The 23099-nt window shown below is 62.6% G+C and carries 22 protein-coding genes; 3 read left to right on the plus strand and 19 right to left on the minus strand.

What is annotated here, in order from left to right; genetic code table 11:
• Window position 1: 1 nt before the first annotated feature.
• Window positions 2–1204 (minus strand): MFS transporter, encoded by a 1203-nt coding sequence (locus ABVN19_RS07680; protein WP_105642687.1) that lies wholly within the window; start codon window positions 1202–1204, stop codon window positions 2–4.
• Between the two features lie 111 nt (window positions 1205–1315).
• Between ABVN19_RS07680 and ABVN19_RS07685 the strand changes: the two genes are divergently transcribed.
• A complete protein-coding gene (locus ABVN19_RS07685; protein ID WP_105642688.1) occupies window positions 1316–2236 on the plus strand; it encodes a LysR family transcriptional regulator in 921 nt (306 codons plus the stop codon).
• Here ABVN19_RS07685 and ABVN19_RS07690 read toward each other — a convergent pair.
• The 7 genes from ABVN19_RS07690 to fusA form a co-directional block, all read right to left on the minus strand.
• Window positions 2190–2870, minus strand: coding sequence for a glycosyltransferase (locus ABVN19_RS07690; RefSeq protein ID WP_028942055.1), 681 nt, complete (start codon window positions 2868–2870; stop codon window positions 2190–2192). The genes ABVN19_RS07685 and ABVN19_RS07690 overlap by 47 nt on opposite strands.
• Window positions 2867–3466: an SAM-dependent methyltransferase gene (locus ABVN19_RS07695; protein WP_028942056.1), complete on the minus strand. Its 600-nt coding sequence runs from the start codon at window positions 3464–3466 to the stop codon at window positions 2867–2869. Before ABVN19_RS07695 ends, ABVN19_RS07690 begins: the two co-directional genes overlap by 4 nt.
• Window positions 3463–4215, minus strand: a complete 753-nt coding sequence (locus ABVN19_RS07700) for a PIG-L family deacetylase (RefSeq protein WP_105642689.1) — start codon at window positions 4213–4215, stop codon at window positions 3463–3465. The genes ABVN19_RS07695 and ABVN19_RS07700 overlap by 4 nt, the downstream gene beginning before the upstream one ends.
• Entirely contained in the window at window positions 4212–5252 is a 1041-nt protein-coding gene (locus tag ABVN19_RS07705) for an acyl-CoA dehydrogenase family protein (protein WP_028942058.1), read from the minus strand. Before ABVN19_RS07705 ends, ABVN19_RS07700 begins: the two co-directional genes overlap by 4 nt.
• On the minus strand, window positions 5249–5509 hold the full coding sequence (locus ABVN19_RS07710; protein WP_028942059.1) for a hypothetical protein: 261 nt from the start codon (window positions 5507–5509) through the stop codon (window positions 5249–5251). The genes ABVN19_RS07705 and ABVN19_RS07710 overlap by 4 nt, the downstream gene beginning before the upstream one ends.
• On the minus strand, window positions 5506–7941 hold the full coding sequence (ligD, locus tag ABVN19_RS07715) for a DNA ligase D (protein ID WP_028942060.1): 2436 nt from the start codon (window positions 7939–7941) through the stop codon (window positions 5506–5508). The genes ABVN19_RS07710 and ligD overlap by 4 nt, the downstream gene beginning before the upstream one ends.
• A gap of 149 nt (window positions 7942–8090) precedes the next feature.
• Window positions 8091–10196 carry an elongation factor G gene (fusA, locus tag ABVN19_RS07720; protein WP_028942061.1) on the minus strand — a complete coding sequence of 702 codons (2106 nt, stop codon included), beginning with the start codon at window positions 10194–10196 and terminating at the stop codon, window positions 8091–8093.
• A gap of 179 nt (window positions 10197–10375) precedes the next feature.
• Between fusA and dsdA the strand changes: the two genes are divergently transcribed.
• Together dsdA and dsdC are read left to right on the plus strand one after the other, a co-directional pair.
• A complete protein-coding gene (gene dsdA, locus ABVN19_RS07725) occupies window positions 10376–11728 on the plus strand; it encodes a D-serine ammonia-lyase (protein ID WP_105642690.1) in 1353 nt (450 codons plus the stop codon).
• Between the two features lie 2 nt (window positions 11729–11730).
• On the plus strand, window positions 11731–12669 hold the full coding sequence (dsdC, locus tag ABVN19_RS07730; RefSeq protein WP_028942063.1) for a DNA-binding transcriptional regulator DsdC: 939 nt from the start codon (window positions 11731–11733) through the stop codon (window positions 12667–12669).
• A 4-nt stretch (window positions 12670–12673) separates the two neighbouring features.
• On the opposite strand, the gene ABVN19_RS07735 is transcribed toward dsdC, so the two are convergent.
• The 11 genes from ABVN19_RS07735 to tssF all read right to left on the minus strand — a co-directional run bounded on the left by ABVN19_RS07735 (window position 12674) and on the right by tssF (window position 23097).
• Window positions 12674–12907, minus strand: coding sequence for an Ada metal-binding domain-containing protein (locus tag ABVN19_RS07735; RefSeq protein WP_084167916.1), 234 nt, complete (start codon window positions 12905–12907; stop codon window positions 12674–12676).
• Window positions 12904–13425, minus strand: coding sequence for a methylated-DNA--[protein]-cysteine S-methyltransferase (locus ABVN19_RS07740; protein WP_051270410.1), 522 nt, complete (start codon window positions 13423–13425; stop codon window positions 12904–12906). Before ABVN19_RS07740 ends, ABVN19_RS07735 begins: the two co-directional genes overlap by 4 nt.
• Window positions 13426–13520: 95 nt before the next feature.
• On the minus strand, window positions 13521–14204 hold the full coding sequence (locus ABVN19_RS07745) for a TIGR04211 family SH3 domain-containing protein (RefSeq protein ID WP_028942066.1): 684 nt from the start codon (window positions 14202–14204) through the stop codon (window positions 13521–13523).
• A gap of 180 nt (window positions 14205–14384) precedes the next feature.
• Window positions 14385–15758, minus strand: coding sequence for a nucleotide 5'-monophosphate nucleosidase PpnN (gene ppnN, locus ABVN19_RS07750; protein WP_028942067.1), 1374 nt, complete (start codon window positions 15756–15758; stop codon window positions 14385–14387).
• Between the two features lie 297 nt (window positions 15759–16055).
• A complete protein-coding gene (locus ABVN19_RS07755; RefSeq protein WP_028942068.1) occupies window positions 16056–16574 on the minus strand; it encodes an Hcp family type VI secretion system effector in 519 nt (172 codons plus the stop codon).
• Window positions 16575–16717: 143 nt separating this feature from the next.
• Window positions 16718–17578 carry a type IVB secretion system protein IcmH/DotU gene (icmH, locus tag ABVN19_RS07760; RefSeq protein ID WP_105642691.1) on the minus strand — a complete coding sequence of 287 codons (861 nt, stop codon included), beginning with the start codon at window positions 17576–17578 and terminating at the stop codon, window positions 16718–16720.
• Between the two features lies 1 nt (window position 17579).
• Window positions 17580–18917 carry a type VI secretion system baseplate subunit TssK gene (gene tssK, locus ABVN19_RS07765; RefSeq protein ID WP_105642692.1) on the minus strand — a complete coding sequence of 446 codons (1338 nt, stop codon included), beginning with the start codon at window positions 18915–18917 and terminating at the stop codon, window positions 17580–17582.
• Window positions 18918–18975: 58 nt separating this feature from the next.
• The gene (gene tssJ, locus ABVN19_RS07770; protein WP_028942071.1) at window positions 18976–19758 is read right to left on the minus strand and encodes a type VI secretion system lipoprotein TssJ; all 783 of its coding nucleotides are present in this window, start codon (window positions 19756–19758) and stop codon (window positions 18976–18978) included.
• Between the two features lie 2 nt (window positions 19759–19760).
• Window positions 19761–20348 carry an FHA domain-containing protein gene (locus ABVN19_RS07775; protein WP_051270413.1) on the minus strand — a complete coding sequence of 196 codons (588 nt, stop codon included), beginning with the start codon at window positions 20346–20348 and terminating at the stop codon, window positions 19761–19763.
• Window positions 20345–21367, minus strand: a complete 1023-nt coding sequence (tssG, locus tag ABVN19_RS07780) for a type VI secretion system baseplate subunit TssG (protein WP_028942072.1) — start codon at window positions 21365–21367, stop codon at window positions 20345–20347. The genes ABVN19_RS07775 and tssG overlap by 4 nt, the downstream gene beginning before the upstream one ends.
• Window positions 21331–23097: a type VI secretion system baseplate subunit TssF gene (tssF, locus tag ABVN19_RS07785; protein WP_028942073.1), complete on the minus strand. Its 1767-nt coding sequence runs from the start codon at window positions 23095–23097 to the stop codon at window positions 21331–21333. The genes tssG and tssF overlap by 37 nt, the downstream gene beginning before the upstream one ends.
• Window positions 23098–23099 lie beyond the last annotated feature (2 nt).

Genomic DNA, 23099 nt, shown 5'->3' on the forward strand with positions numbered 1-23099 from the left:
GTCAGGATTCCAACGCAGTAGAGGAAAGCCCCAGGGCTTGCGCCCCGGGTAGCTTGAGTACTGCCGGCAGGGCCAGCAGGGTGATTGCAGCGGCCAGCACAAACACCTGGGTGTAGGCTGTGGGACGAGGCAGCAAGGCGTCGAGCATGGCCCCAAGCACGCCAGCTCCCAGGCCAAAGCTCAGTTGTCGGTTGAGATTCCACAGGGTGCTGGCAGCGCCCATGCGCTCGGGCGCGATGGCAATGAAGGCCAGGCTTTGTGCGCTACTGCTGCACAGGCTGCTGCCCAGGCCCAGGAGCAGGAAGATCAACACCTGCACCCCCTTCAACTGCGCCAGCCCGGGTATTGCCAGCCCGATCAGCGCCAGGCTTTGCAACAGGATGCCGGCGCACAGCAAAGGCCGCGGGCCCCATTGCCTGAAGCGCCAGCGCACCAGACTGATCGCCGCCAGGGCACCCAGCGACCAGGGCAGCATCAACGCGCCGGTGGAGGTGGCGCTTAGCCCCAGTTGTGCTTGCAGGTACAACACGGCCAGCAGATTGGCGCCGATGAACACGCCGGGCACGCACAGGTACACCAGCATCGCGGTGCGCAACAGCGGCTGGCGCAGTAGTGCAAGGTCGAGCAAGGGGCCGGGACCGGGCCGCGGTACGCGTGTCGGTAACCAGGCCAGGGTCAACAGGCCGGTGAGCAAGGTCAGCGGCAACAGGGCGAAGAAGATCCAGCGCCAACTGGCGTGATCCACCAGCATCCCTCCCACGGCAGGCGACAGGGCCGGTACCAACAGGGCAACCATCATCACGCGCGCAGTCAGGGCGTGGCGCTGTTCAGGCGGGCAGGCGCGGTAGGCCATGGCTTGCCCCACCGGAATCAACAGCCCGCCGCCGACCCCCTGCAGCAGGCGCCACAGCAGCAGGCTGTCAATAGCGCGCGCGCTGCCGGCAAGCACCGTGGCAAGGCCAAACAGGAGCAGCGACAGCAGCAGAGTCTGGCGCTCGCCGATGCGCCGGGCAAGCCAGCTGCCCAGCGGGATCACCAGGGTCAGGCCAATCAGGTAGAGGTTGCTGACCCAGCTCAGTTGGGCTACCGAAGCCTGCAGCTCCTGGCCCATCACTGGGTAGGCGCTGCCCAGGGCGAACAGGTTGAGCAGGTCCAGGGCGAAGCCAAGCAGGTAGATGAAAGCGACTTTGGAAGGGGCGGGCATGGTAGGCAGCGCATTAAGGAAAGACGAAGTCTAGAGGGCGCGAGGGGCTTGAATAAGCCTCTGATATCCGCCAGATTGTGCAGATTATTTTGACAATCAAGGGCGCATTGCATGGTCAGCCTCGACCGCTTCGAACTGTTTTGCGCAGTGGTGCAGAGCGGCTCCTTCACCGGCGCGGCGGCGCGGTTGCAGCAAACTCGCGCCGCGGTCAGCTTCAGTATCAAGCAACTGGAAGCCGAGCTTGGCGTCACCCTGCTGACCCGTACAACCCGGCGCGTTGCCCTGACCGAAGCGGGTGAGCGCTTTTACCGGCGCTGCCTGGAGGTGGTGCAGGCGGCGCAGGTGGCCATCGATGAGGCCCGGGCCGAGCACAGCGGCTTGCAGGGCAGCCTGCGGATCACGTCCACCGTGGAGTACGGCCTGACGGTGCTAGCGCCGGCGTTGCAAGGCTTTTGCCGGCAACATCCTCAGTTGCAGGTACACCTGCAGACCCATACCGCCCAGGTGGACTTGGTGCGCGACGGGGTTGATGTGGCCATCCGTCTGGGGCAGGTACACGACTCCAGCTACCGTGGTGTTTGCCTGGATCGCTATGCAGTGTGCCTGGTGGCGGCGCCAGCACTGCTGGCCCAGATGGAGGGCGGGCTTGACCACCCCGAGCGCCTGGGACAACTGCCGCAGTTGTTGCACAGCCGTTTCCAGCAGCACGACAGCTGGCCAATCGAAGACGCCTGCGGCAATGCCGCTGTCTATCAGGGGCGCGGGCCGGCAGTGATGGTCGCGGACAATGCCTCGCTCCTCAGGGCGTTTGCCTTGCAGGGAATGGGCGTGGTGTTGCTGCCGCATTGGCTGGTGGCCGACGACCTGGCCAGTGGTGAGCTGCTCGATACCTTGCCCGGCTATCGATTTGCCCGGCAAAGCGTGTACGCCCTATACCCCGACACCCGTCATGTACCGCGCAAGGTGCGCGCCTGGATCGACTACCTCAAGGCCTATCTTCAAGACCCGGCGCGGGCTCGCCCAGGCGCTTGAGAAAGTCGCCGAAGCCGCCGCTTACCCGGCAATCGCCGCGGCTGCTGGTGGACACGCTGTTGAGGGCTGTCCATACGATGTGCGCCCCGCTGGCATGCAGCGCACTGACCAGTTGCACATCCTCGTCTACGGCCAGGGGCTGAAAACCGCCGACCCGTTCATAGGCCCTGGCGCAGACGCCAAGGTTGGCCCCGTGAATGTGGCGGTGACCTTCCCGGGCCTGGTAGCGGGCCAGGTAGCGTGCGCGCAGGGCTGCGTCCTGGTACGCCTGCCAGCGCGGCACATGCACGGTCCCGCACACCGCATCGGCGGCAAAGTCCAGCTGGCAGACCAGCCAGTCCACCGGCACACAACTGTCGGCGTCGGTGAAGGCCAGCCAGCGTGCCCCGCGCTCGAGCATCAGCGCCGCACCCGCACGCCGGGCATAGCCGACATTACGCGCACTGACGCTAAGCACCTCGACCCCATATGCCTGCGCCACCTGCTCGGTGGCATCGCTGCAATCATCCAGGACCACCACGATCTGCACCGCCTCGCCCAGTGCTTTTACCGCTCGGCGGGCGTGCAACAGGGCACGCAGGCAGGGCCCGAGCAAGTGCTGCTCGTTGTGGGCCGGGACAATCACGGCGATCACAGGCAGTTTTCCTCAAGGTCGATGGCACTGGGCTGTAGGCTCCAATACTCCAGCAGGAAGTCGGCCTCTTCATGGCGCACGCAACGGTACAACGCCAAGCGCTTGGCCAGCAGCGCATGGACCTGATGGCCGCTCTGCGGGCAGCCGTCGATGGGGTGCAGCCAATGGCAAGCCAGCAGTGCACCGTTGGTGCCGAGGCAGGCCAGGGCGTGCTCCAGTACCTCCAGCCACTGGACCGGGTCCAGGTAGTAGCCGATTTCGCTGAGAACGATCAGGTCGAACTCACCGCCGGGCCAGTCACCCGGCAGGTGACCCTGATCGACCCGAACATGGGGCCATGGGCGCAGGCGTTGGCGTGCCAGCGCCACGGCGGTGGCATCGAGGTCCTGGCAGAGCAGTTGCTCGCAGCGTTCGGCCAGTGCCGCGCTGAGCTCACCGTTGGCACAGGCCGGTTCGAACACTCGCTGATAGTGCTGGCGCGGCAGACAGGCCAGTAGCAGGTCGCGTTTGCGCTTTTCGTACCAGCGGGTACGAAACGCCCAGGGATCGTCGCTGTGGGCGAACAGTTGCTTGAAGTACTCGGCCGGCATGCTCATGTGAACACCAGTTCAAACGGTTGCAGCAAGCGCACCAGGGTGGTCGGTAGCAGCACCGCCGGGGTGTCGCCGTCGGCCAGCAGCTGGCTGGTGTGGGCGGCAATGGCCTGTTGCTTGAGCACCCGCACGCCGGGGTCGAGAAACAGCTTGTGGGCACGCGGCCAGGGCAGGCGCGGGTCGTTGGGGCGGGCCCAATGCCAGGCCCAGATCGGCACCTCCAGCAGTTGCGCACCCACGGTTTCACACGCCCGGGCGCAGGCACGGCCCACGGCGTCGTGGTCGCTGTGGCCATCCAGGCGCCAGGTGGTCAATACCCGGTCCTGGGGCCGCAGCAGCCCGACCAGGTGTTCCGCCAGCCAGCGTTCGTGCTGGGCCACGGTGGTGTCGGCCAGCCCCAGGCGCAGCCACTGCAGTTGGCCAAGGTCCAGGCCGAGGCGTCGCAACGCCGCCGCACTTTCCCGTGGGCGCTGCTCGCGCAAACGTTCCTGGCTCCACTGCTGGGAGTGCGGATGGCTGGCTTCACCATCGCTGACCGACACCAGCAACAGTGCCGGCTCGCGCCCGTGCAGCATGGCCAGCAGGCCACCGCAACCGAGTATTTCGTCATCCGGGTGGGGCGCCACGACCACCAGTCGACAGCCTATCGGGAGCAATTGCTCAAGACTGATGGCCGGCACCGCCTGCAGCTGCGCCGAGGCTTGCCACTGGGCCAACGGGGTGCCTGGATCCTGTGCCTGGAAGGTTGTCATAGTGACCACTCCGTCATTGGCGCACTGGCCACCCGGCGGCCCAGCTCGGCCAGGTCGCGCTCCGCGTGGCTCTGGCGCAGGAACACCGGCAGGTCGGCGGCGAGCCTGGCGAAATGCGCAATGCGACAATAGGGTGTAGCGCCCAGGGCACGGCCGACGTGGGCCAGCACGGCGGTCGCGGCAACTTCGACCTGGGCCCGCAGGCGGCGTACGGGAACCTCGGCATCGGCTCCCGGATGACCGTCGATCCACTGTGCGGTTTCGCGCAGGCTCGCCGCCGCACCGGCCAGTTGCGCATCCACCGCGCCCAGGTGGGCCAGGGCGTGGGGGTCCTGGTGGCTTGCGCAATGTTCATGCAGGTAATTGGCCAGCGCCGAGGCCGCGCCATACCAGCAGGCAGCGATGCCACCGCCACCGTGCCAGAAGCCCGGGCGACTCAGGTAGTGCCCGCTGTCGCCCACCTGCTGCCCAGCGCATAGCTCGAAGGCGACCTCGACACTGGCTGTGCTGCCCATCCCCACCGCCTGCCAGCCGGTACCCAGCACACGCAGGCCGGGATCATCGAGCCTGACCGCCACCAGTTGCGGACGCTGTTGCTCATCCCACGCGGTGAGCAACGCGCGGTCGATCTGCAGTGCGCCGGAGCACCAGGCCTTGCGTCCTTGCAGACGCACTTCGCGGCCATGACGGGCGACGATCTGTACCCGCGCATCCGGTGGCTCGGCCGCCCACACGCCCCAGGTACCGCGCGTGTCCAGGTCGGTGGCGGCGCACTCGGTAATGATCGCCAGGGCATCGGTATGGCCTTCATAGAGCTTGGCCAGGGCCAGGTCGGCGGCAGCGACCTGGGCCAGTACCTGCCAGCGCTGCAGTGTGCGGCCATGGCCGGGCAGCGGCAACTGGTCCAGGCCATTGGCCCGGCATTGCGCCAGGCAGGTCTGGAGCAGCCGGTCGGTGTGGGTGTCCAGAGGCCTGGTTGTGACCTGTTCGAGCCAGGGCATCAGGGCAACGGCGAGGTCGTTTTGGGCAAGGGTCATGAGCGTTGCTCCTGGGCCGGTGTGGTTTTTTTCAGCCCGCGCAGGTTCATGGCGCACAGGCAGATTTGCAGCACGATCAGCGCCCAGGCCTGTGCATGCCAGCCCCAGAGCGTCCAAAGCAGATTACTGGCCAGAAAGCAGGCAAAGCCGATGCGCCGGCGCTGGGGCTTGCGCGAGCCAATCCACCAGGCGGCCAGCACAGTGGTGAGCATGGCCGGCCATTGCAGCAGGTCGATCAGGTTCAGATCGCGCATCATTCAAGCCCCAGGCGGCGGCGCATGTCTTTGGTAATCGATTGGCGAACCTTGGCGTAACCGGCCCAGGGATCATCGCCTTCGGCCAGGCGCTCGCCAACGGTGTGCAGTGTCCACTGGTTGGCGCCCTTGAGTTCGGTCAACTCCTCGCGATGGATCGGTACCGAAACCGGCAAGCCTTCGCGAGCGCGCAAGGAGTAGGCGCACACGGTGGTGGCGCCCTTGCCGTTGCGCAGGTAGTCGATGAAGATCCGCCCCACGCGGTTTTTCGGCCCGGAGACAGCCGACAGGCGCTCTGGAAACAGCCCGGCCAGGTGCTTGACGATGGCATGGCTGAAGGCCTTGACCTCATCCCAGCCAGCGCGGCGGGTGAGGGGCACGACAAGGTGCATGCCTTTGCCGCCGCTGGTTTTCAGAAACACCTGCAAACCCAGTTCATCCAGCAGCGTCAGGGTCAGTTGAGTGGCTTCGAGCATGGCTTTCCAGGGCAGGGCAGGATCGGGGTCAAGGTCGAGCACCAGCCGGTCCGGCTTGTCGAAGTCCTGGGCGGTGGCGTTCCAGGTGTGCAGTTCAAGGGTGTTCATCTGCACTGCACCGAGCAGCGTATTGGCCTGGTCGATGATCATCACGGCCTGGCCTGTCTCGGCCTTGTCGTGGCTTTCAACGTCGGGAAGGTTCAGCTGGGCGGCGTTTTTCTGGAAGAACAGCTCACCGGCCAGACCGTCGGGGGCGCGTACCAGTGCCACCGGCCGGCGCTTGAGGTGCGGCAGGATCCAGGGCGCCACGTGGGCGTAGTACTCGGCGATGTCGCGCTTGGTAGCGTCGGTGCTGGCATCGACAATGCGCTCGGGATGAGTCAGGTGCAGGCATGAGGTACTTGGCGGCGTTTTCACAGGCTGCTCCAGGCTGATGGCGCGGGCCGGTTTGTCATCGCGCAGGCCGTGGAACACCGAGTGGCGCACGATGCCATCGCGGGTCATCTGGGCGTATGAGACCTCGGCAAGCACCTGGGGCTTGAGCCAGTGCACGCCGTGCGCCTCGGCCCCGGCAGGCGGCTGGGCCAGCGGTGTTTTTTTGATCTGCAACGGGCTCAGGCGCTGGTGAATGCGTTTGAGGCCGGCGCTGTCGAAGCCGGTTCCGACCTTGCCGGCATAGCGCAGCTCGCCAGTGTCGGGGTCATGCAGGCCCAGCAGCAATGCGCCGAACGCTTCGCGGCTGCCCTTGGGATCGGTGAAGCCAATGACCACGAATTCCTGGCGCTGCTTGCACTTGAGCTTGATCCAGTCGCTGCTGCGCCGGCTGACGTAGGGGCTGCCGGCGCGCTTGCCGATCAGGCCTTCGAGTTGCAGGCGGCAGGCGCTGTCGAGCAGGGCCTGAGGCGTTTGGTCGAAATCGGCGGAAAAGCGCACGCAGCTGTCGTCTGCATCTTCCAGTACCTTGGCCAGCGCGGCCCGACGCTGCTCCAGCGGACACGGGCGCAGGTCGACGCCGTTGAGGTAGGGTGCATCGAACAGGTAGTAGAGGATGGACGCGTCGCTGGCACTGTCGAAGGCGTTCTGCAAGGCCTGGAAATCTGCTACGCCTTCGCTGTTGTTCACCACCATTTCGCCATCGAGCCAGGCCGATTCAAGCTTCAGTGTCTTGAGGGCGGCAGCCTGACGGGCCAGCTTGGCAGTCCAGTCGTGGCCGTTGCGGGTGAACAGTTGCACCTTGCCATGGTCGATACGAGCCAGGACGCGGTAGCCGTCGAACTTCACCTCATAGCGCCAGTCACCTTCCGGAGGGGATTCCACAAGAGTGGCCAGTTGGGGTTTCAGACTGTCGGGGAGAGGGGCTTTTTTCGCCCGGGGTCTACGGGGTCTAGGCGGCTTGTCCGTGACCAGGGTGCGGTCGCTCAGGACGCTGTCGGGCTCGGCTTCCAGCACGTTGTACTCGGCTTCGGGGCGAGCCTGGGTATCAGCCGACTTGACCAGTAGCCATTGTTCTTTCTTGCCGGCCAGGTGGGTGCGAAACAGGTTCCAGGTACCGGAGAGTTTCTCGCCCTGCAGGCGAAAGCGCAGTTTGCCCTTGGCATAGTCTTTGTGTGGGTCGCCTTCGGGCAGCCACACGCCACGGTCCCAGACGATGACATCACCGGCGCCGTAGTGACCTTCAGGAATATGGCCTTCGAAGTTGGCGTAGTCCAGCGGATGGTCTTCGACATGAACGGCCAGGCGTCGTACCTTGGGATCCAGCGATGGCCCCTTGGGGATGGCCCAGCTTTTCAGGGTGCCGTCGAGTTCCAGGCGGAAGTCGTAGTGCAGGTGGCTGGCGTCGTGCTTCTGGATGCAATACTGCAGGGCGCCGCTTGATTCGCGGGGCAAGCGCGCTCCAGCAGGTTCCGGGGTGGCGTCGAAATTGCGCTTGTGCGCGTATTCCTGCAACGGCTTGGGCATGGCAGTGACCTGCGGCTTTTCGGCTGCTTGTTAGCTTGGGAAAAGCGGCGGGTGCGGGAGTTCAATCGTATTGGTGCGCAAGCGGGCTTGCCCGCGATAGCGATGTGACTGGAGATCGCTATCGCGGGGCAAGCCCACTCCCACGGTGGTCAGCCCTGTTTCTTGATGATCGCGTCGGCAATGCTCGCCGGTGCCTCGGCATACTTGGTGAATTCCATGGTGTAGCTCGCCCGGCCCTGGGTCATGGAGCGCATCTGGGTGGAGTAGCCGAACATCTCGCCCAGCGGCACCTCGGCCCGCACCACTTTGCCAGCCGGGGTCTCGCCACCTTCCTGAATGACCCCGCGACGTCGACTCAGGTCACCCATGATGTCACCCTGGTATTCCTCAGGTGTCACCACTTCGACTTTCATCACCGGCTCCAGCAGCACGGCGCCGCCTTTTTCCTTCAGTTGTTTGGTCGCCATGGAGGCGGCCACCTTGAAGGCCATCTCGTTGGAGTCGACGTCGTGGTACGAACCATCGAACACGGTCGCTTTCAAGCCGATCAGCGGATACCCGGCCACCACACCGTTTTGCATCTGCTCTTCGATGCCTTTCTGGATCGCCGGGATATACTCGCGCGGCACTACGCCACCGACCACTTCGTTGACGAACTCCAGGCCTTCCTTGCCTTCTTCTCCCGGGGCGAAGCGGATCCAGCAATGCCCGTACTGGCCACGGCCACCGGACTGGCGCACGAACTTGCCTTCGATTTCGCACGTCCTGGTGATTTTTTCGCGGTAGGCCACCTGCGGCTTGCCGATGTTGGCCTCGACCCCGAACTCGCGGCGCATGCGGTCGACGATGATGTCCAGGTGCAGCTCACCCATGCCGGAGATGATCGTCTGCGCGGTTTCTTCGTCGGTGCGTACCCGGAACGACGGGTCCTCCTGGGCCAGCTTGCTCAGGGCAATGCCCATTTTCTCCTGGTCGGCCTTGGTCTTGGGCTCTACCGCCACCGAGATCACCGGGTCGGGAAAGTCCATGCGTTCGAGGATGATAGGCTTGTTGATGTCGCACAGGGTGTCACCGGTGGTGACGTCCTTCATGCCGATCAGCGCGGCGATGTCGCCGGCGCACACGTCCTTTATTTCGGCGCGCTGGTTGGCATGCATCTGCACCATGCGGCCAATCCGCTCCTTCTTGCCCTTGACCGAGTTGAGCACGGCATTGCCCGAACTCAGGACGCCGGAGTACACCCGGGCGAAGGTCAGGGTACCGACGAAGGGGTCGGTGGCAATCTTGAACGCCAGGGCCGAGAACGGTTCATTGTCGTCGGCGTGACGCTCCAGGTGTTTCTCTTCGTCGTCGGGGTCGGTGCCGTGGATGGCGGGGATTTCCGACGGTGCCGGCAGGTAGTCGATCACCGCATCGAGCATCAGGGGCACGCCCTTGTTCTTGAACGAGGAGCCGCAGATGGCCGGGACGATTTCATTGGCCAGGGTGCGCTGGCGCAGCCCGGCCTTGATCTGTTCATTGCTCAGTTCCTGGCCATTGAGGTACAGCTCCATGAACTCGTCATTGGCCTCGGCGGCTGCCTCGATCATGTGGGCACGCCACTCATTGGCCAGGTCCTGCATGTCGGCGGGAATGGCTTCCTCGCGATAGCTGGTGCCCTGGTCGTCTTCGTTCCAGTAGATGGCTTTCATCTTCACCAGGTCGATCTGGCCGACGAAGTGTTCCTCGGCGCCAATCGACAGCTGGATGGGGACCGGGTGGTGCCCCAGGCGCTGGTCGATCTGCTTGACCACCTTGAGAAAATCAGCGCCCTGGCGGTCCATTTTGTTGACGTAGGCCATGCGCGGGACGTGGTACTTGTTGGCCTGGCGCCAGACTGTTTCCGATTGCGGTTCCACCCCATCGGCGCCGCTGAACACCACCACCGCTCCGTCGAGTACCCGCAGCGATCGCTCCACCTCGATGGTGAAATCGACGTGGCCGGGGGTGTCGATGATGTTGAAGCGGTACTTGTCGGGGAACTGCTTGGTCGAGCCCTGCCAGAACGCCGTGGTGGCGGCTGAAGTGATGGTGATGCCGCGCTCTTGCTCCTGGGCCATCCAGTCCATGGTCGCGGCGCCGTCATGCACCTCGCCCATCTTGTGGTTGACCCCGGTGTAGAACAGGATGCGTTCGGTGGTGGTGGTCTTGCCGGCATCAACATGGGCGACGATGCCGATGTTGCGGTACAGCTCGATGGGGGTGGTGCGCGCCATGAGGGGTCACCTGTGCGAAATGCGGAGAAGGGGGTAATCCCAAGGTAGCAGAAGTAGGCAGGCTTGCACGGCGGCGCATGGTTGAACAGGGATCATCCATGCTGTGAGCAACCATCGGTTGTAAAGCGCCCGGTGCCTGACGCTTAATCGTTCTATCCGATTGCCAAGGGAGTACCGTAATGCCGCTGGAAAAGACTGTCGATGCCTGGTGCCAGACTCACCCGCTGATCGCCGAGCTGGTAGCGTTGCGGGCAACCAGCTGGTTCAATCCCGCCATCGCACCCAGCGCCCAGGCCTTGAGCGATGTGCCGCTGAACGCTGAAGACGTCCGCGAGGCCAGCGCGCGATTACAGCGGTTTGCACCGTTCATAGCCTCGGCCTTCGCCGAAACCCGTGCCAGCCACGGCATCATCGAATCGCCGTTGCTGGCGCTGCCCGCCCTGCAGGGAGTGTTGCGCGCCGAGCATCAACTGCCAGAAGGCGGCGCGTTGTGGCTCAAGGCCGACAACCTGCTGCCGATTTCCGGGTCGATCAAGGCCCGCGGCGGAATCTACGAGGTGCTCAAGCACGCCGAAGACCTGGCCCTGGCCGGTGGCCTGCTGCAGCCGGGCGATGACTACGCCAGGCTGGACAGTGACGCGGCGCGGGCATTTTTCAGCCAGTACAGCATTGCCGTGGGCTCCACGGGCAACTTGGGGTTGTCCATCGGCATCATCAGTGCGCGCCTGGGCTTCAAGGCCACGGTTCACATGTCAGCCGATGCCCGGCAATGGAAGAAGGATCGCCTGCGCGCCCACGGTGTAGAGGTGCGCGAATACAGCGCCGACTACAGCGTGGCGGTGGAACAGGGACGTCGTGAGGCTGAAGCCGATCCACACTGCCATTTCGTCGATGACGAGAACTCACGCAACCTGTTCCTCGGCTATGCCGTGGCCGCCGAGCGCTTGCAGCGCCAGTTTGTCGAGCAAGGCATCGCAGTGGATGCCGAGCACCCGCTGTTCGTCTATCTGCCGTGCGGCGTGGGCGGTGGGCCTGGTGGCGTGGCGTTTGGCCTCAAGCTGGTATTCGGCGACGCCGTACACTGCCTGTTTGCCGAACCCACGCATTCGCCAAGCATGTTGCTCGGCGTTTACACCGGCCTGCATGACCACGTCTCGGTATACGACTTCGGCATCGACAACCACACCGCCGCCGATGGCCTGGCCGTGGGCCGGCCTTCCGGCTTTGTCGGGCGGGCCATGCAGCGCCTGATCGATGGCTACTACACGGTGGACGACGCCACCCTGTACCGCTTGTTGGCGCAAATGCAGGCCTGCGAAGGCCATGAACTGGAGCCGTCGGCACTGGCCGGTGTGCCGGGCATGGTGCAGGTGCTGCAGGAGCAGCAAGGCTATCGCCAGCGCCTGGGGCTCAGTGACACGCGCATGGCGCAGGCCACACATCTGGTCTGGGGCACGGGTGGCAGCATGGTGCCGCGGACGGAAATGGACGCCTACCTGGCCAAGGGCCGCGTTGAATTGGCCGGGCAGTAGCTGTGCAGACGTTGCCGACTCGCCTCAGCGCCCGCTTGACCGGGGCCCAGTTCGCCAACCTGCATACCTTCGCCGTCGCCGCGAGGCACCTGAGCTTTACCCTGGCGGCCGAGGAACTGTGCCTGACGCCGAGTGCCGTCAGCCATCGCATCGCCCGCCTGGAGCGGGCGCTTTCGTTGCGCCTGTTCGAGCGCCTGACCCGACGCATACGTCTGACGGCGGAAGGCGAACGCTTGTACCGCCTGATACAGGGGGTGGTGGAAAACCTGGAGGAAGCCCTGCAACCGGACTCGACCGCCAGCGTCAGCGGGGCATTGACGCTGTATGCGCGGCCGTCGATCACCCAATGCTGGTTGGTGCCGCGGCTGGCGGACTTCCAGCAACGCTACCCGCAGATCAGCCTGGACATTCGTACCGGTAACGAAGCCGTCGACTTTCGTGCCCGTCACATCGACCTGGCACTGCTCTATGGTGATGGCGAGTTTCCCGGCCTGGCCAGCCACCTGTTGATGACCGAACAGGTGGCGCCGGTGTGCAGCCGGGCCTATGCCGAGCGCCACGGCCTGCTTGATGCGCCGGATCGCCTCGACCAATGCACCCTGTTGCACGATGCCCTGGCCTGGGAACACGCAGCCTTCGACGCCGAGTGGCAGCGCTGGGCCCGACAACACCGGGTGCAACTGCCCAGCGCTGGCCTGACCTTTGATCGCGCCGACCTGTGTGCATTGGCCGCCAGCAACCATGCCGGTGTGGCGATGGGGCGCCAGCGCCTGGTACAGCCGCTGCTGGACCAGGGGTTGCTGATACTGCCGTTGGGCGGCTTCGAGCCGACGGCCGGGCAGGGCTACTACCTGGTACACGCGCCGCGCGAGCCGCTACCGCTGCGGGTCAAGGTGATGGTCGAGTGGCTCCAGGCGTGCGCAGCCGTCGTCGGAGGGTGATGTCTCAAAAGGGCTTGCAGATCTTGCAGGGTCGGTAGCCCGCCGCGCGGGCCGTCTGTGCATCCCAAAAAAATACCCGCTGCTTCACATAGCCGCCCCGGGCGATGGCTCGCAGTGCGCAGGGGCAATCCAGGCGTCCATAGAGCTTGCTGCGGCGGTGCCCGCCCAATTGCCCGGGTTGATCGCTCAGATACACAGCACCATCGGCGCCCAGCAAACGCCATGGCCCGCCGCTCACGGGCAGCCCCTGCGTTCGTGCTCCAGCAGCCAGCGCTTGCGTTCAATACCACCACCGTAACCAGTCAGTGAGCCTGCACTGCCGATCACCCGGTGGCAGGGAATGGCCAGGCTTATCGGGTTCAAGGCATTGGCCAGGCCTACTGCCCGCGCCGCCGAGGGGCTGCCGATAGCGACAGCAATTTGTCCGTAGGTGCGAGTGGTGCCGGTGGGGATCTGCCGCAATGCCGTCCAGACCCGCTGTTGAAAGGCGGTGCCACCCGCGGCTACCGCCAGCGCGTCGAGGGCATGCAGGTCACCAGCAAAATAGTCTTGTACCGGCGTGCTGAACGGCGCCAGATCCGCTGTTTCGCGTAATCTGAGGCCACTGCCGAAGCGGGTGTGGAGCAGCCGTAGCAGGCGTATTTCTGGCTCGTCGAACTCCAGGCCGACCAGTTCGTGCCCATTGCTGACGATCAGTACCTGCCCGATCGGGGCGGGCAGGGTGAGGCGGTATAACAGCAGTTCAGCAGGTGACATCGTCAAAGCCTCAATCTTCCCTGGATAAGTCCTGGCAGATTAAGGGCATCCCGCAGCGACGTCACTCCGCTGTTTGCGGTTGAATTGCCGACAGATCAGAACCAACGATCATTGCGCTTACGGCCACGGGTCAGGGCCGGCAGAATCAAGCCCGCCAGCAAGCCGGCACCGGCGATCCCGCCGCCATACACCATGTAGCGCATCAGCACCTGTTTATTCTCGTCGCCCAGGCGCGCCTGGGTACTGCGCAATTCCGACTGGGTGTCGGCAAGTTCGGCATTGAGCGCCTTGCTGCGGGCTTCCAGTTCATCGATCAACGCCTTGCGCGAATCCAGGGTTTCTTGCATCCCTTGCACGCGAGTCTTCCAGCTGTCGTCGATGGTCTTGAGCTTCTCGCTCAGTTGGCTGACCTGCTCGGTCAACTGCGGTACGCGCTCGGCCTGGCCGGGCACACTCTGCAGATCGCCGCTGGGAATCCACACGGTATCGCCGGACTCGCCACGCACCTGGCTGTAGTTGCCCTGGGTCGTGAGCAGGGTGACTTTCTGTCCGGACTTGAGGTTGCCAACAATCCGATGGCCATCGGTAGGGCCACTGCGTACGTAGGTGGTCAGGCTGTCACTGACCCAGCGCTCGTTGCTGGTGGTTTCTTCCGCCTGCAGCACGCCTGATACGCTCAGCAAAGCACCGAGCATGCCGACCGCCAGCCTGGTGCGTGAGCGGTTGAAAAAGGAAGAACGGGAGGCGAGCGCCGCAGGAACAGGACGAGAGATAGGCATGGTGGTCTTCGCGTGAAATAAAAAATAAAAGCCCGCTGACTGGGCCGGTGAACGTGGGCGTGCGCGCAAGCCGCCAGCTCAAAGACCACTTTTATGTAGGCTGGTTCACTGAAGGGTGTAGGAAAATGGCAGCAAATATTGCGGACACACGCTGTGTCCGCAATAAAACGCAGGAGGGGATCAGCTTACGACGCGGTAGCAGGGCACATATTCAGCACCCCCTGGTAGCTTCATGCGGTGTTGGGCAACGAAGGCTTCCAGCAGTTTGCCCAGGGGCTGCATGACCACGGGATCGCCGTGGATTTCGTACGGGCCTTTTTCTTCGATCAGGCGGATACCGTTGTCCTTGACGTTGCCGGCGACAATTCCGGAGAACGCCCGGCGCAGGTTGGCGGCCAGTTCATGGGCCGGCAGATCGCGGCGCAACTGCAGGCTGGCCATGTTCTCGTGGGTCGGGTCGAAGGGGCGCTGAAAGCCTTCTTCGATCTTCAGCAGCCAGTTGAAGTGGAAGGCGTCGGCGCGCTCGCGACGGAACTGCTTGACCTCCTTGAGCCCTTCGACCATCTGTCGGGCCACCTCGGCCGGGTTGTCGATGATGATCTGGTAGTGGCTTTGCGCCTCTTCGCCCAAGGTGGCGCCGACGAAGGCGTGCAGCTGCTGCAGGTACGGCTCGGCGCTCTTCGGCCCGGTGAGGATGACCGGGAACGGCAGGTCGCGGTTGTCCGGGTGCATGAGAATGCCGAGCAGGTACAGGAACTCTTCGGCGGTACCGGCGCCACCGGGAAAGATGATGATGCCGTGGCCGACACGCACAAAGGCTTCCAGGCGCTTTTCGATATCCGGCAGGATCACCAGCTCATTGACGATCGGGTTCGGCGCTTCGGCAGCGATGATCCCTGGCTCGGTCAGGCCCAGGTAGCGGCTGCCGCTCATGCGTTGCTTGGCATGGGCGATGGTCGCGCCCTTCATCGGGCCTTTCATCACGCCAGGGCCGCAGCCGGTGCAGACGTCCAGCTTGCGCAGGCCCAGCTCATGGCCGACCTTCTTGGTGTACTGGTATTCCTCGGTACTGATCGAATGACCGCCCCAGCACACCACCATCTTCGGCTCCACGCCCGGGCGCAGGGTGCGGGCGTTGCGCAGCAGGTGGAAGACGTAGTCGGTAATGCCCTGGGAGCTTTCCAGGTCGATGCGCTGGCTGGCCAGTTCGCTTTCGGTGTAGACGATGTCGCGCAGGGCGCTGAACAGCATCTCGCGGGTGCTGGCAATCATCTCGCCATCGACAAAGGCGTCGGCCGGCGCGTTGAGCAGCTCCAGGCGTACACCGCGATCCTGCTGGTGAATACGCACCTCGAAGTCCTTGTAGGCTTCGAGAATGGTCTTGGCGTTGTCGACATGGGCGCCGGTGTTGAGGATTGCCAGGGCGCATTGGCGGAACAGGGTATACAGGCTGCCGGAACCGGCTTCACTCAGTTGCTGGACTTCACGTTGAGACAGTGTTTCAAGGCTGCCTTTTGGGCTTACGGAGGCATTGATGACTTCACGTTGGGGCATTCTGGGTTTCCTGTGAGCGGGTAAACATCCATCTTCCGAATACCACCATACCGACAAATTGTCGCAGCAACGAGAGGCTTTATGCTCAAGTGTGGTTCTGCGCTCTCCAGCCGATGGCAAGCATGGCGTCGAGCAGCCGTTCGGGCTTGAGTGCCAGCGCTTGGTTGCCATTGGCCTTGCGCCCACAGTAATGAGAAAAGTGGCAGTTCTCCGGCGTGGTCGAAGGCGAATTGAAAAGGCCTGGGTGTACCCACCCAGGCATCGAACCTGTTCTCGACCTGATGAGGGGTAACAGGGTCAGGCTTCGATCGGCTTGCGCCAGTCGTCCGAACCTTCGGTGCCAGCGGTGGTGTGGGTCCAGGTAATCTTGCGGTAAGCCATGGCGACTTCGATCAACTGGGTGTAGTTGGCGTTTTGTTCGTCTTGTGCGTGAGGCAAGACAGTGTTGATGTCGACGATGGTGGCATCCTCAAGCTTGGTGGTGAAAAAGTGCTCCTGCTTGCCCTCGGACGAGGTGCGGTACCAGCTGACTTCTACGGTCGGCAGTTTTTCACCGCTGGCCAGGGCCTGGTACATCAACGGAGTGGCTTTGTTCAGCGAACTGGTGAACCGGAACGCCTTGTGTACCCGCTGGCCCGCGGGCTGGCCGCTTTGCGGGTCGGTTGGCACAGTGACCTGATGTTGGATCTGCTGTACCAGGATTTCATCTTCGTGACCCTCGACAAACACATTGCCGACCGAGTCGGAGGTGAAGGCACCCTGGGTGATGTTGCCTTGGGTTTCCCCTTCGATTTTGATGTAGGCGGGTGTTGGCATGGTTATCTCCTGCTTCATTGTCAATCACGCTCACAGCCTGTGAGCGTGGCCATCGGTAGATGGCGTGGGCAACAAGGCCAGGCTGCCAAAACGGCAGTGCGGGCGCTTGTCAGGTGTTTGAACGGTCTGGTGGTTGCCGCCGGCTATAGCCGAAGAATTGCGCCCAGCGACTGCAGCACCTCATGGGAGATCGCTTGCAACTGGTAGGTGTAGAGGCCATACAAAGTGGCCAGAAGAGCCCCGGCGATCAGCAAGGGACTCCACCAGGGCCATTGCCGATTGATGCGAAAGTTGCGTGAGGCCACATTGCTCAACGGGTCGCTGAGTTGTTCGGGAGTGGTGCCTCGCAGGTCACGGATCATGCGCTGCAATCGGCTGATGATCCCTTGCAAGGCCTCATCGCCTTTGGGCTGAATGGCGTATTTGCCCCTCAACCCCATGCACAGGCACAAGTACATGAACTCCAGTACGTCGTGGTAGCGCTGAGGTTCCATCATCATTCGCGACAATACGGTGAAAAATTTCTCGCCTCCCCACGTCTCGTGGTGGAACTCGCTGAGCAGCGGCTTGTGGCTCCAGATGGAGTTGTTGCCCCACGTGGTGCCCAACACGCTTTCGTCCAGGTACAGGCACAACGCGTAGGAATAGGCCAGTTGCTGGGCCGGCTCGTAGGGGTGAAGGCGAATTTCTTCGAGCACGGTGGTGACCTGATTGTGTACATCGGCGTACAACGCACCGATGTCGTTGGGGGTATCAGTTGTGCGTAGGCGCATGGCCAGACCGAACAGTGGCATGGCGGCGTCGACCATCGGGTTCTTGAAACCACCCCGCAGCTGGAATTCAGGGTCTGCCGGATAGTGGATATCAAGTACTGCCTTGGCTGATGGCGTGGTTGAGCCCTTCTCAGGCTCAGGCGTTGCGTGCGTGCTGGCAGGGGGCCGCGGAAGCTGGGCCGTCAGAAGCGTTTTATCCAGCGTATATGGCGTGTTGTCGGCTGGAGTCATGTCAATCGCTCCTGATGGCCCAGAACTGCAGCTCGAGGTCAGGGAATTCGCCGGCAATGTGGAAGCCAAAGCCTGTGCTGTCTTTCAAGGCTTGCCAGGCGGCGCTGCGTCGCTCCAGCTCGAAGTAACTGAAACCAGCATGAAACGGCAGCTCGCGCGGCGCCACGGGCAAGGGGGTAAGGGGAATTCCGGGCAGTTGCAGTTGCACAAGGTCGGTCAGTGATTCGAGCGACGTCACCTTGGCCTTTTGCAAGAATTGCTGGCGCAGACTTTCTGCTGGCAGGTTTGCGCGCACTGCAAGTACAAACGCGGCGGTGTCCAACAGGCGTCTGTCTTCCAGGCTGGCGCTTAGAACACCGTACTGTTGCTCGAAAATTGGCAGCGAAATGGCGCGTGGTTGCAACACGGTGCCCAAGGCACGACGCAATGTCTCTTCCAGCGGCCGAAATGAGGTGTGCAATGCGTTGTGTTGATAGGCCGGGTATTCCTGAGGCAAGCGTTGGTGATCGGTAAAGGTCACCAACTCGCCACAGGCCTGGCTAAGGGCAACATAGAGCTGCTCCGGATGCGCATGGGGCTGACGCGCCAGGTGCTGGAAGTAGGGGAACCAACGGTTCAGGGCCTGCAGCAGGTTGAAGTCGGTCACATCGGCGACACCCGACTGCCCGGATGATCCGATGCGCGTAGCCAGGTTGCGCGCACGTTCGCGGAACATGCCGGAAATCTCATCGAGAAAGCGCTTGAGTGCGGGGATCGCCTGCAGGGACACGCTGGTGGGGTAGAACGTCTCGTCCATCAGCAGGCTGCCGTCGGGGCGTTTGTCGAGTACCCGGCCCAGGGCAAGCCGGGTATAGGTGCTGCTGTCGTCGTTGTCGAGCTTGATCTGCAGGTTGGGTACAGCAAGTTCCACCTGAACCAGATCGCCATCGTGGGTATGGGTGTCTTTGAGCTCCTGTGGGCTGGCGATGTAGCGGCGGGTCGCTTCACTGTCGGGCCAGGTCACTTCGCAGCCGCCTTCTGTGCGTAATGGCAGGCACAGGTAGAGTTCCCGCTTGGCGATACCGCCGTCGTGTATTTCAAGGGGGGCAGGAGGCGGCATGTCGGCGGGAATATCGAACACGCTGCCATCGGGCATGACGCCCCTGGCACGGGTGATGGCGACTTTACCGAAGGTCAGGTACTCCTGGTTCAGTTCAAGTTCGCTGAATCCGTAGAAGGCCGGGTTCAAACTGGAAAAACGCTGGTGCGCCGCTGCCTCGGTTGCCCGGGCTTGTTGTTGAAAGTGCTGCGGCTTGACGAACAAACCTTCGCGCCAGATGACCGGGTTGCGTGAACTCATGAGTGGAAATCCAGGAATGGAGTGGAGTTGCTTCGGTGTGCGAGGCTGTTGACGGGCATCAGCTTTCTTCCTTCAACAGCACCTGTTTATCTTCGACCTGTACTGCCAAGGCGACCTTGCGACCGTGTGGCTCGATACGAAGTGCCTGTTTCCAGGTGACATCGTTTCTATCCCGGTAACTGGCGATCACGGCGATGAATCGAGTTGCCGGTTCGATGGCTTCAAACGGTACGAACTTGAACTGACCTGGCAGCAACAAGTAGTCGTCATCACGAACGTAGGTGCTGCGCAATGCTTTCTGAAGGTCCTCATCAAGGGCGCTGAACGTGGCGTTCAACAGCAACGAGTCATCGCGTAGTTGCAGCACTTTCACGGCAATCGGTGTGGCGATTCGGGTCGCGGTCGCAGGTGGCGTACCCGGCATTGCCAAGTGAACGCCTGCCGCTTCGTAGTGCCCCAGACTGTCGAGCACAGCGGGTGATTGCTCCAGCGTGTCCTGCGGATCTGGCGGTACCGGTGACATGGCCGGAAACTCGCTTTGAAGATGCGCCAGCAAGCCCAGCAGTTTGCCAGTCAGCGCGTGTGGGTCTGCGGCGGTGAGGCTCACCGCATAAGGGGCAGGGGGCATTTCCGATGCATGCGCGGCTACTGCTGGTTCCACACTTCGTGGATTGCCGTTGAGTGTCGGGCTGGCGTACAGGCTCAGGGCTACCTGTGTGGGTTGGTCCCCCAGGCCTCCGACCGCAATCGACGGGTCCATGATGACCTGACCCATTTTGCCCAGAGTGGTGCAGCCACCCAGCACCAGGCATAGCGACACGATTATCGAGTGTGTTCGCAGGCTCATGGGAGCACCGATGTCAGGGTGCAGTTGATCCAGTAATCTTCAGGTCGCGCAGGTGAGCGCAGTGCATCCAGCGCCGCCAGAGGGTCCAGCCCTTCACCCGTTGTCCGTGTTCGGCTCAGTTCGGCGAACACCCGGGACGGCGCGCTGCGCAGGACGGGGATGGGCACTTCGGCGGGGAGATCACGGATGAACGTATCGAGTACCTGTTCGTGCTCATTGATCAACGCCGTCACACAGTGGCGTGCCAGATGCTGTGTGGTTCCGTCTGTGAGGGTATGGATTTGAACCTGAAAGCCGCCGATACGCAGGTGGTCGCCATCGCACAAACGCACGGGTGCGAGTGTTCCGAGGCTCAGGTCATTGTTGTTGAGGTAGGTTTGTCCGCAGCGATCGACCACACAGAAGCAGCCTTCCGTCCAGAGGATTTCGCAGTGGATCGGTTGAACGCTGCAGTCACAGTCGCTCAATCGCCAGCTAGCCCCCTGGCTGCCAATGGTGCCGCCCCGGGTATCAAGCTGGTGGCTGGGCTTGACCCCATGCTGCAGGCGCCCAGGGTTGCAGACGGTCAACGTGAGACGGCTCATGAACGTACCTTGATCCTGACAATGCCTTCGCATTGCCCTTGAATGATTTCAATGAAGCTGGTCCACCCCAGGTGAGTGCCGTGGTTGCGACTCAGGCAAAAGGCAGGCACTTCATCGTCCTTGAGCACCAATTCGAGGTCATATGCCAAGCCGTCGCGCAGGAGAAAGTCGATGAGCGCGCGTATCCGTTCGAAGTGCTCGCCACTGGGCAGGAATTCACGCAAGCGCACCTGGGTAAGCTGGGAAATGACAAGGGTAAATTTGCTGCTGCGCGTGCGCGTTCGCGTGCCGACAGTAAAGTCGTTGCCCAGGTGGCCGTTCTGCCGGCCCAGGCTGAGCATCTGTCGGGGATCAAGCCGGAGCGAACGCGCTTCGAATTCACGAATCTGTACGCAGGGCAAATCAAAGCAATGGGCGATGATCCCTGCGACCGTGCCGGGGGCGCGGCTACGGCTGGCAATGACGCCGGCAAAACTGAGCAGTCGGCCCCAGGGCAGGGCGGTGTTGCCACGCAATTGCCCGTCGTTCAAGCCTATGAGGGCGAATACATAGCGGGAAAAGTCATCGTTGGCTTGCGCCTGAAAGCGGATGTAATAGCGGTACTTGCGCCAGCTGCGATGCAAGAGGCTGAGCAGGTAATGGTTGAAAAAGTCCAGAAAGGCAGGGCGAATACCGATGCCCTGAGTTTGCTCATAGGCAACCTGGTCGAGATAGAAGCCGGGCAAGGGTGAATCGGTACCGTGCAGGCCGAAGAAGGTAGCGCAGACGTTGTAGCGCTGACCGTCCGACGTCTGCATCATACGTTCGGCCTTGCGGATGTCGGAAGCGGGGAACGACAGGCACGCATCGCTTCGTAGCCACACGCGCTGACGTGCTGAGGCAATCGGGCGCTGTGGCTCCAGGTCATCGCCATGCAGCCCGTGCAGCCGCTCCAGTAATTGGAAGAAGTTGTGCTGGTGGGCCTCGGCGAGCAACGTGTTGGCTAGATCAGTGGTTGTCTGCCGGTCAGCAAAGGCCATGTGTAGTGCTCGTTGTTGGTTGTGTTGATCACTTCCAGTTGATGGAAGGAATTGACGCTGGCGTACAGTGCGAAGAAATGCGAAAGGACTGTGCCGAACAGGTACAGGTCGCCTTCGCACAAGAAAGCGTCCTGGTCGAGCTCCAACCGGGTTTGCAGGCCGCGTATGGGCAAGCCCTTGATCAACCAGTCCAGGGGGGCGGTGCGGGCTTGGCCAATACCGTTGAGGCGCTTGCGGGTGGCGCGGGCCTGCTGGATGTCATGCAAGGCCGCGAAGTCATAGGCACTGATCACAGCTTTGAGCGGCTCGGCCGAGAGCAGTGACAGGTAGTTGAGCGACAGGTTGGAGATCAACGTCCATTGCAGTTGACCGTCGAGTACCGGGCGGTAGGGGCGGGTTGGACGAGTGATGTTGCGGTAACTGGCCAGGGGAGGAGTCGCCTCGGTGGCGAGGCTGATGTCGCCCACGCCGAGTGCCAGCGGCAGGTTGCGGTTGGTACACGTCAGGTCTACCGAGGCGGTTTCCAAGTCTCCGATGTAGGCACTCTCGTCGCCGCGCACGAAAGCGATTCGGTGTTCCAGCCCGTCACCCCGTAGCGATTCTTCGACTTTGCAGCGGTAATACAATGCCGTTCGGCCCCGGGCGACTTCAATCTCGTGGGCGAATGACTCGAAGGGCTGGAAGATTCGCAGCCGTTCGCTGCTATTGCCATCCGTCGCCACGCGCCAGCTTGCCACCTGGTCGACGCTGAAGATCTCGTAGGCATCCGGGCGCTGGCCGCTGGGCGTGAGGCGTATCTGGTCGGCGTGGCCAGCAAGGTCAATGGGTTCGGCGCTGTGTTCGAACAGGTTGATTGCCGGTGCGCAAAACAAGCTGAAGTCACCATTACCAACACGCAGGGTCGCGGGCAGGGGGCGGCTGAAGTGAAATTCCAGGCAGATCTTGCGGCTGTCCTGATCGGGCCATAGGCGGCTCAACTGCGTCAGGGTGAAAAAGTGAAAGCGCTGCGGGAAGACAAAATATTCCTGCAGTATCCGATAGCCGTCAAAAACGTTGCGAGGGTAGGGCAGTAGTGCTTCTTCGGGGGTGAATCCGGGAAACGCCAGCGAGCTTGCCGGCAGTTGTCGACGTTCCCCGTTGACTGTGATGCTGACAGCGCTCAGGTAGTGCGAAAGCCACAGATAAAGGCTCTGTGCGTTTCGGTCATCACCGCTGAGGTGGAAGTCAAGGCGATCACAGCCCAAGGTGTTCAAGGGCCTGTTCACCAGGGTGTCCAGGTCGATACACACGGTGGAGCGTTCGCGCGTATGCGTGGCGTCGACATTGGCAATGGCAAGGGGATAGATATTGACCTCTGTGCAGGTTCGATACTCACAGGCCACGCCTTCGACAGGGTGTGCGAACAGTCGAGCGCCCTTGGGAATGCATTGTTGCTCGCTGATCGATTGCTCCACAGGGGTGAACTGAACGATCGTCGCGCTGGGCAGGGGGCGCAAGTAGTTGGGCCAGAGCATTTGCAACAGTGAATGGGTGAGCTCTGGCAGGTCATCCTCGAGTTTCAGGCGTAACTTGGCAGTCAGAAATGCAAAGCCTTCCAACAGTCGTTCGACGTCCGGGTCCCCGCCTTGTTCACCCAGGAAACGGCTCAGTTGCGGGTTGTCCTGGGCAAACTCGGCACCCAACTCTCGCAGGTAGCTCAACTCTTCGCCAAAGCGGTCTTTGAGGGTCATGG

This window comes from Pseudomonas vranovensis (genome assembly GCF_040438935.1).
Lineage (GTDB): Bacteria > Pseudomonadota > Gammaproteobacteria > Pseudomonadales > Pseudomonadaceae > Aquipseudomonas > Aquipseudomonas vranovensis.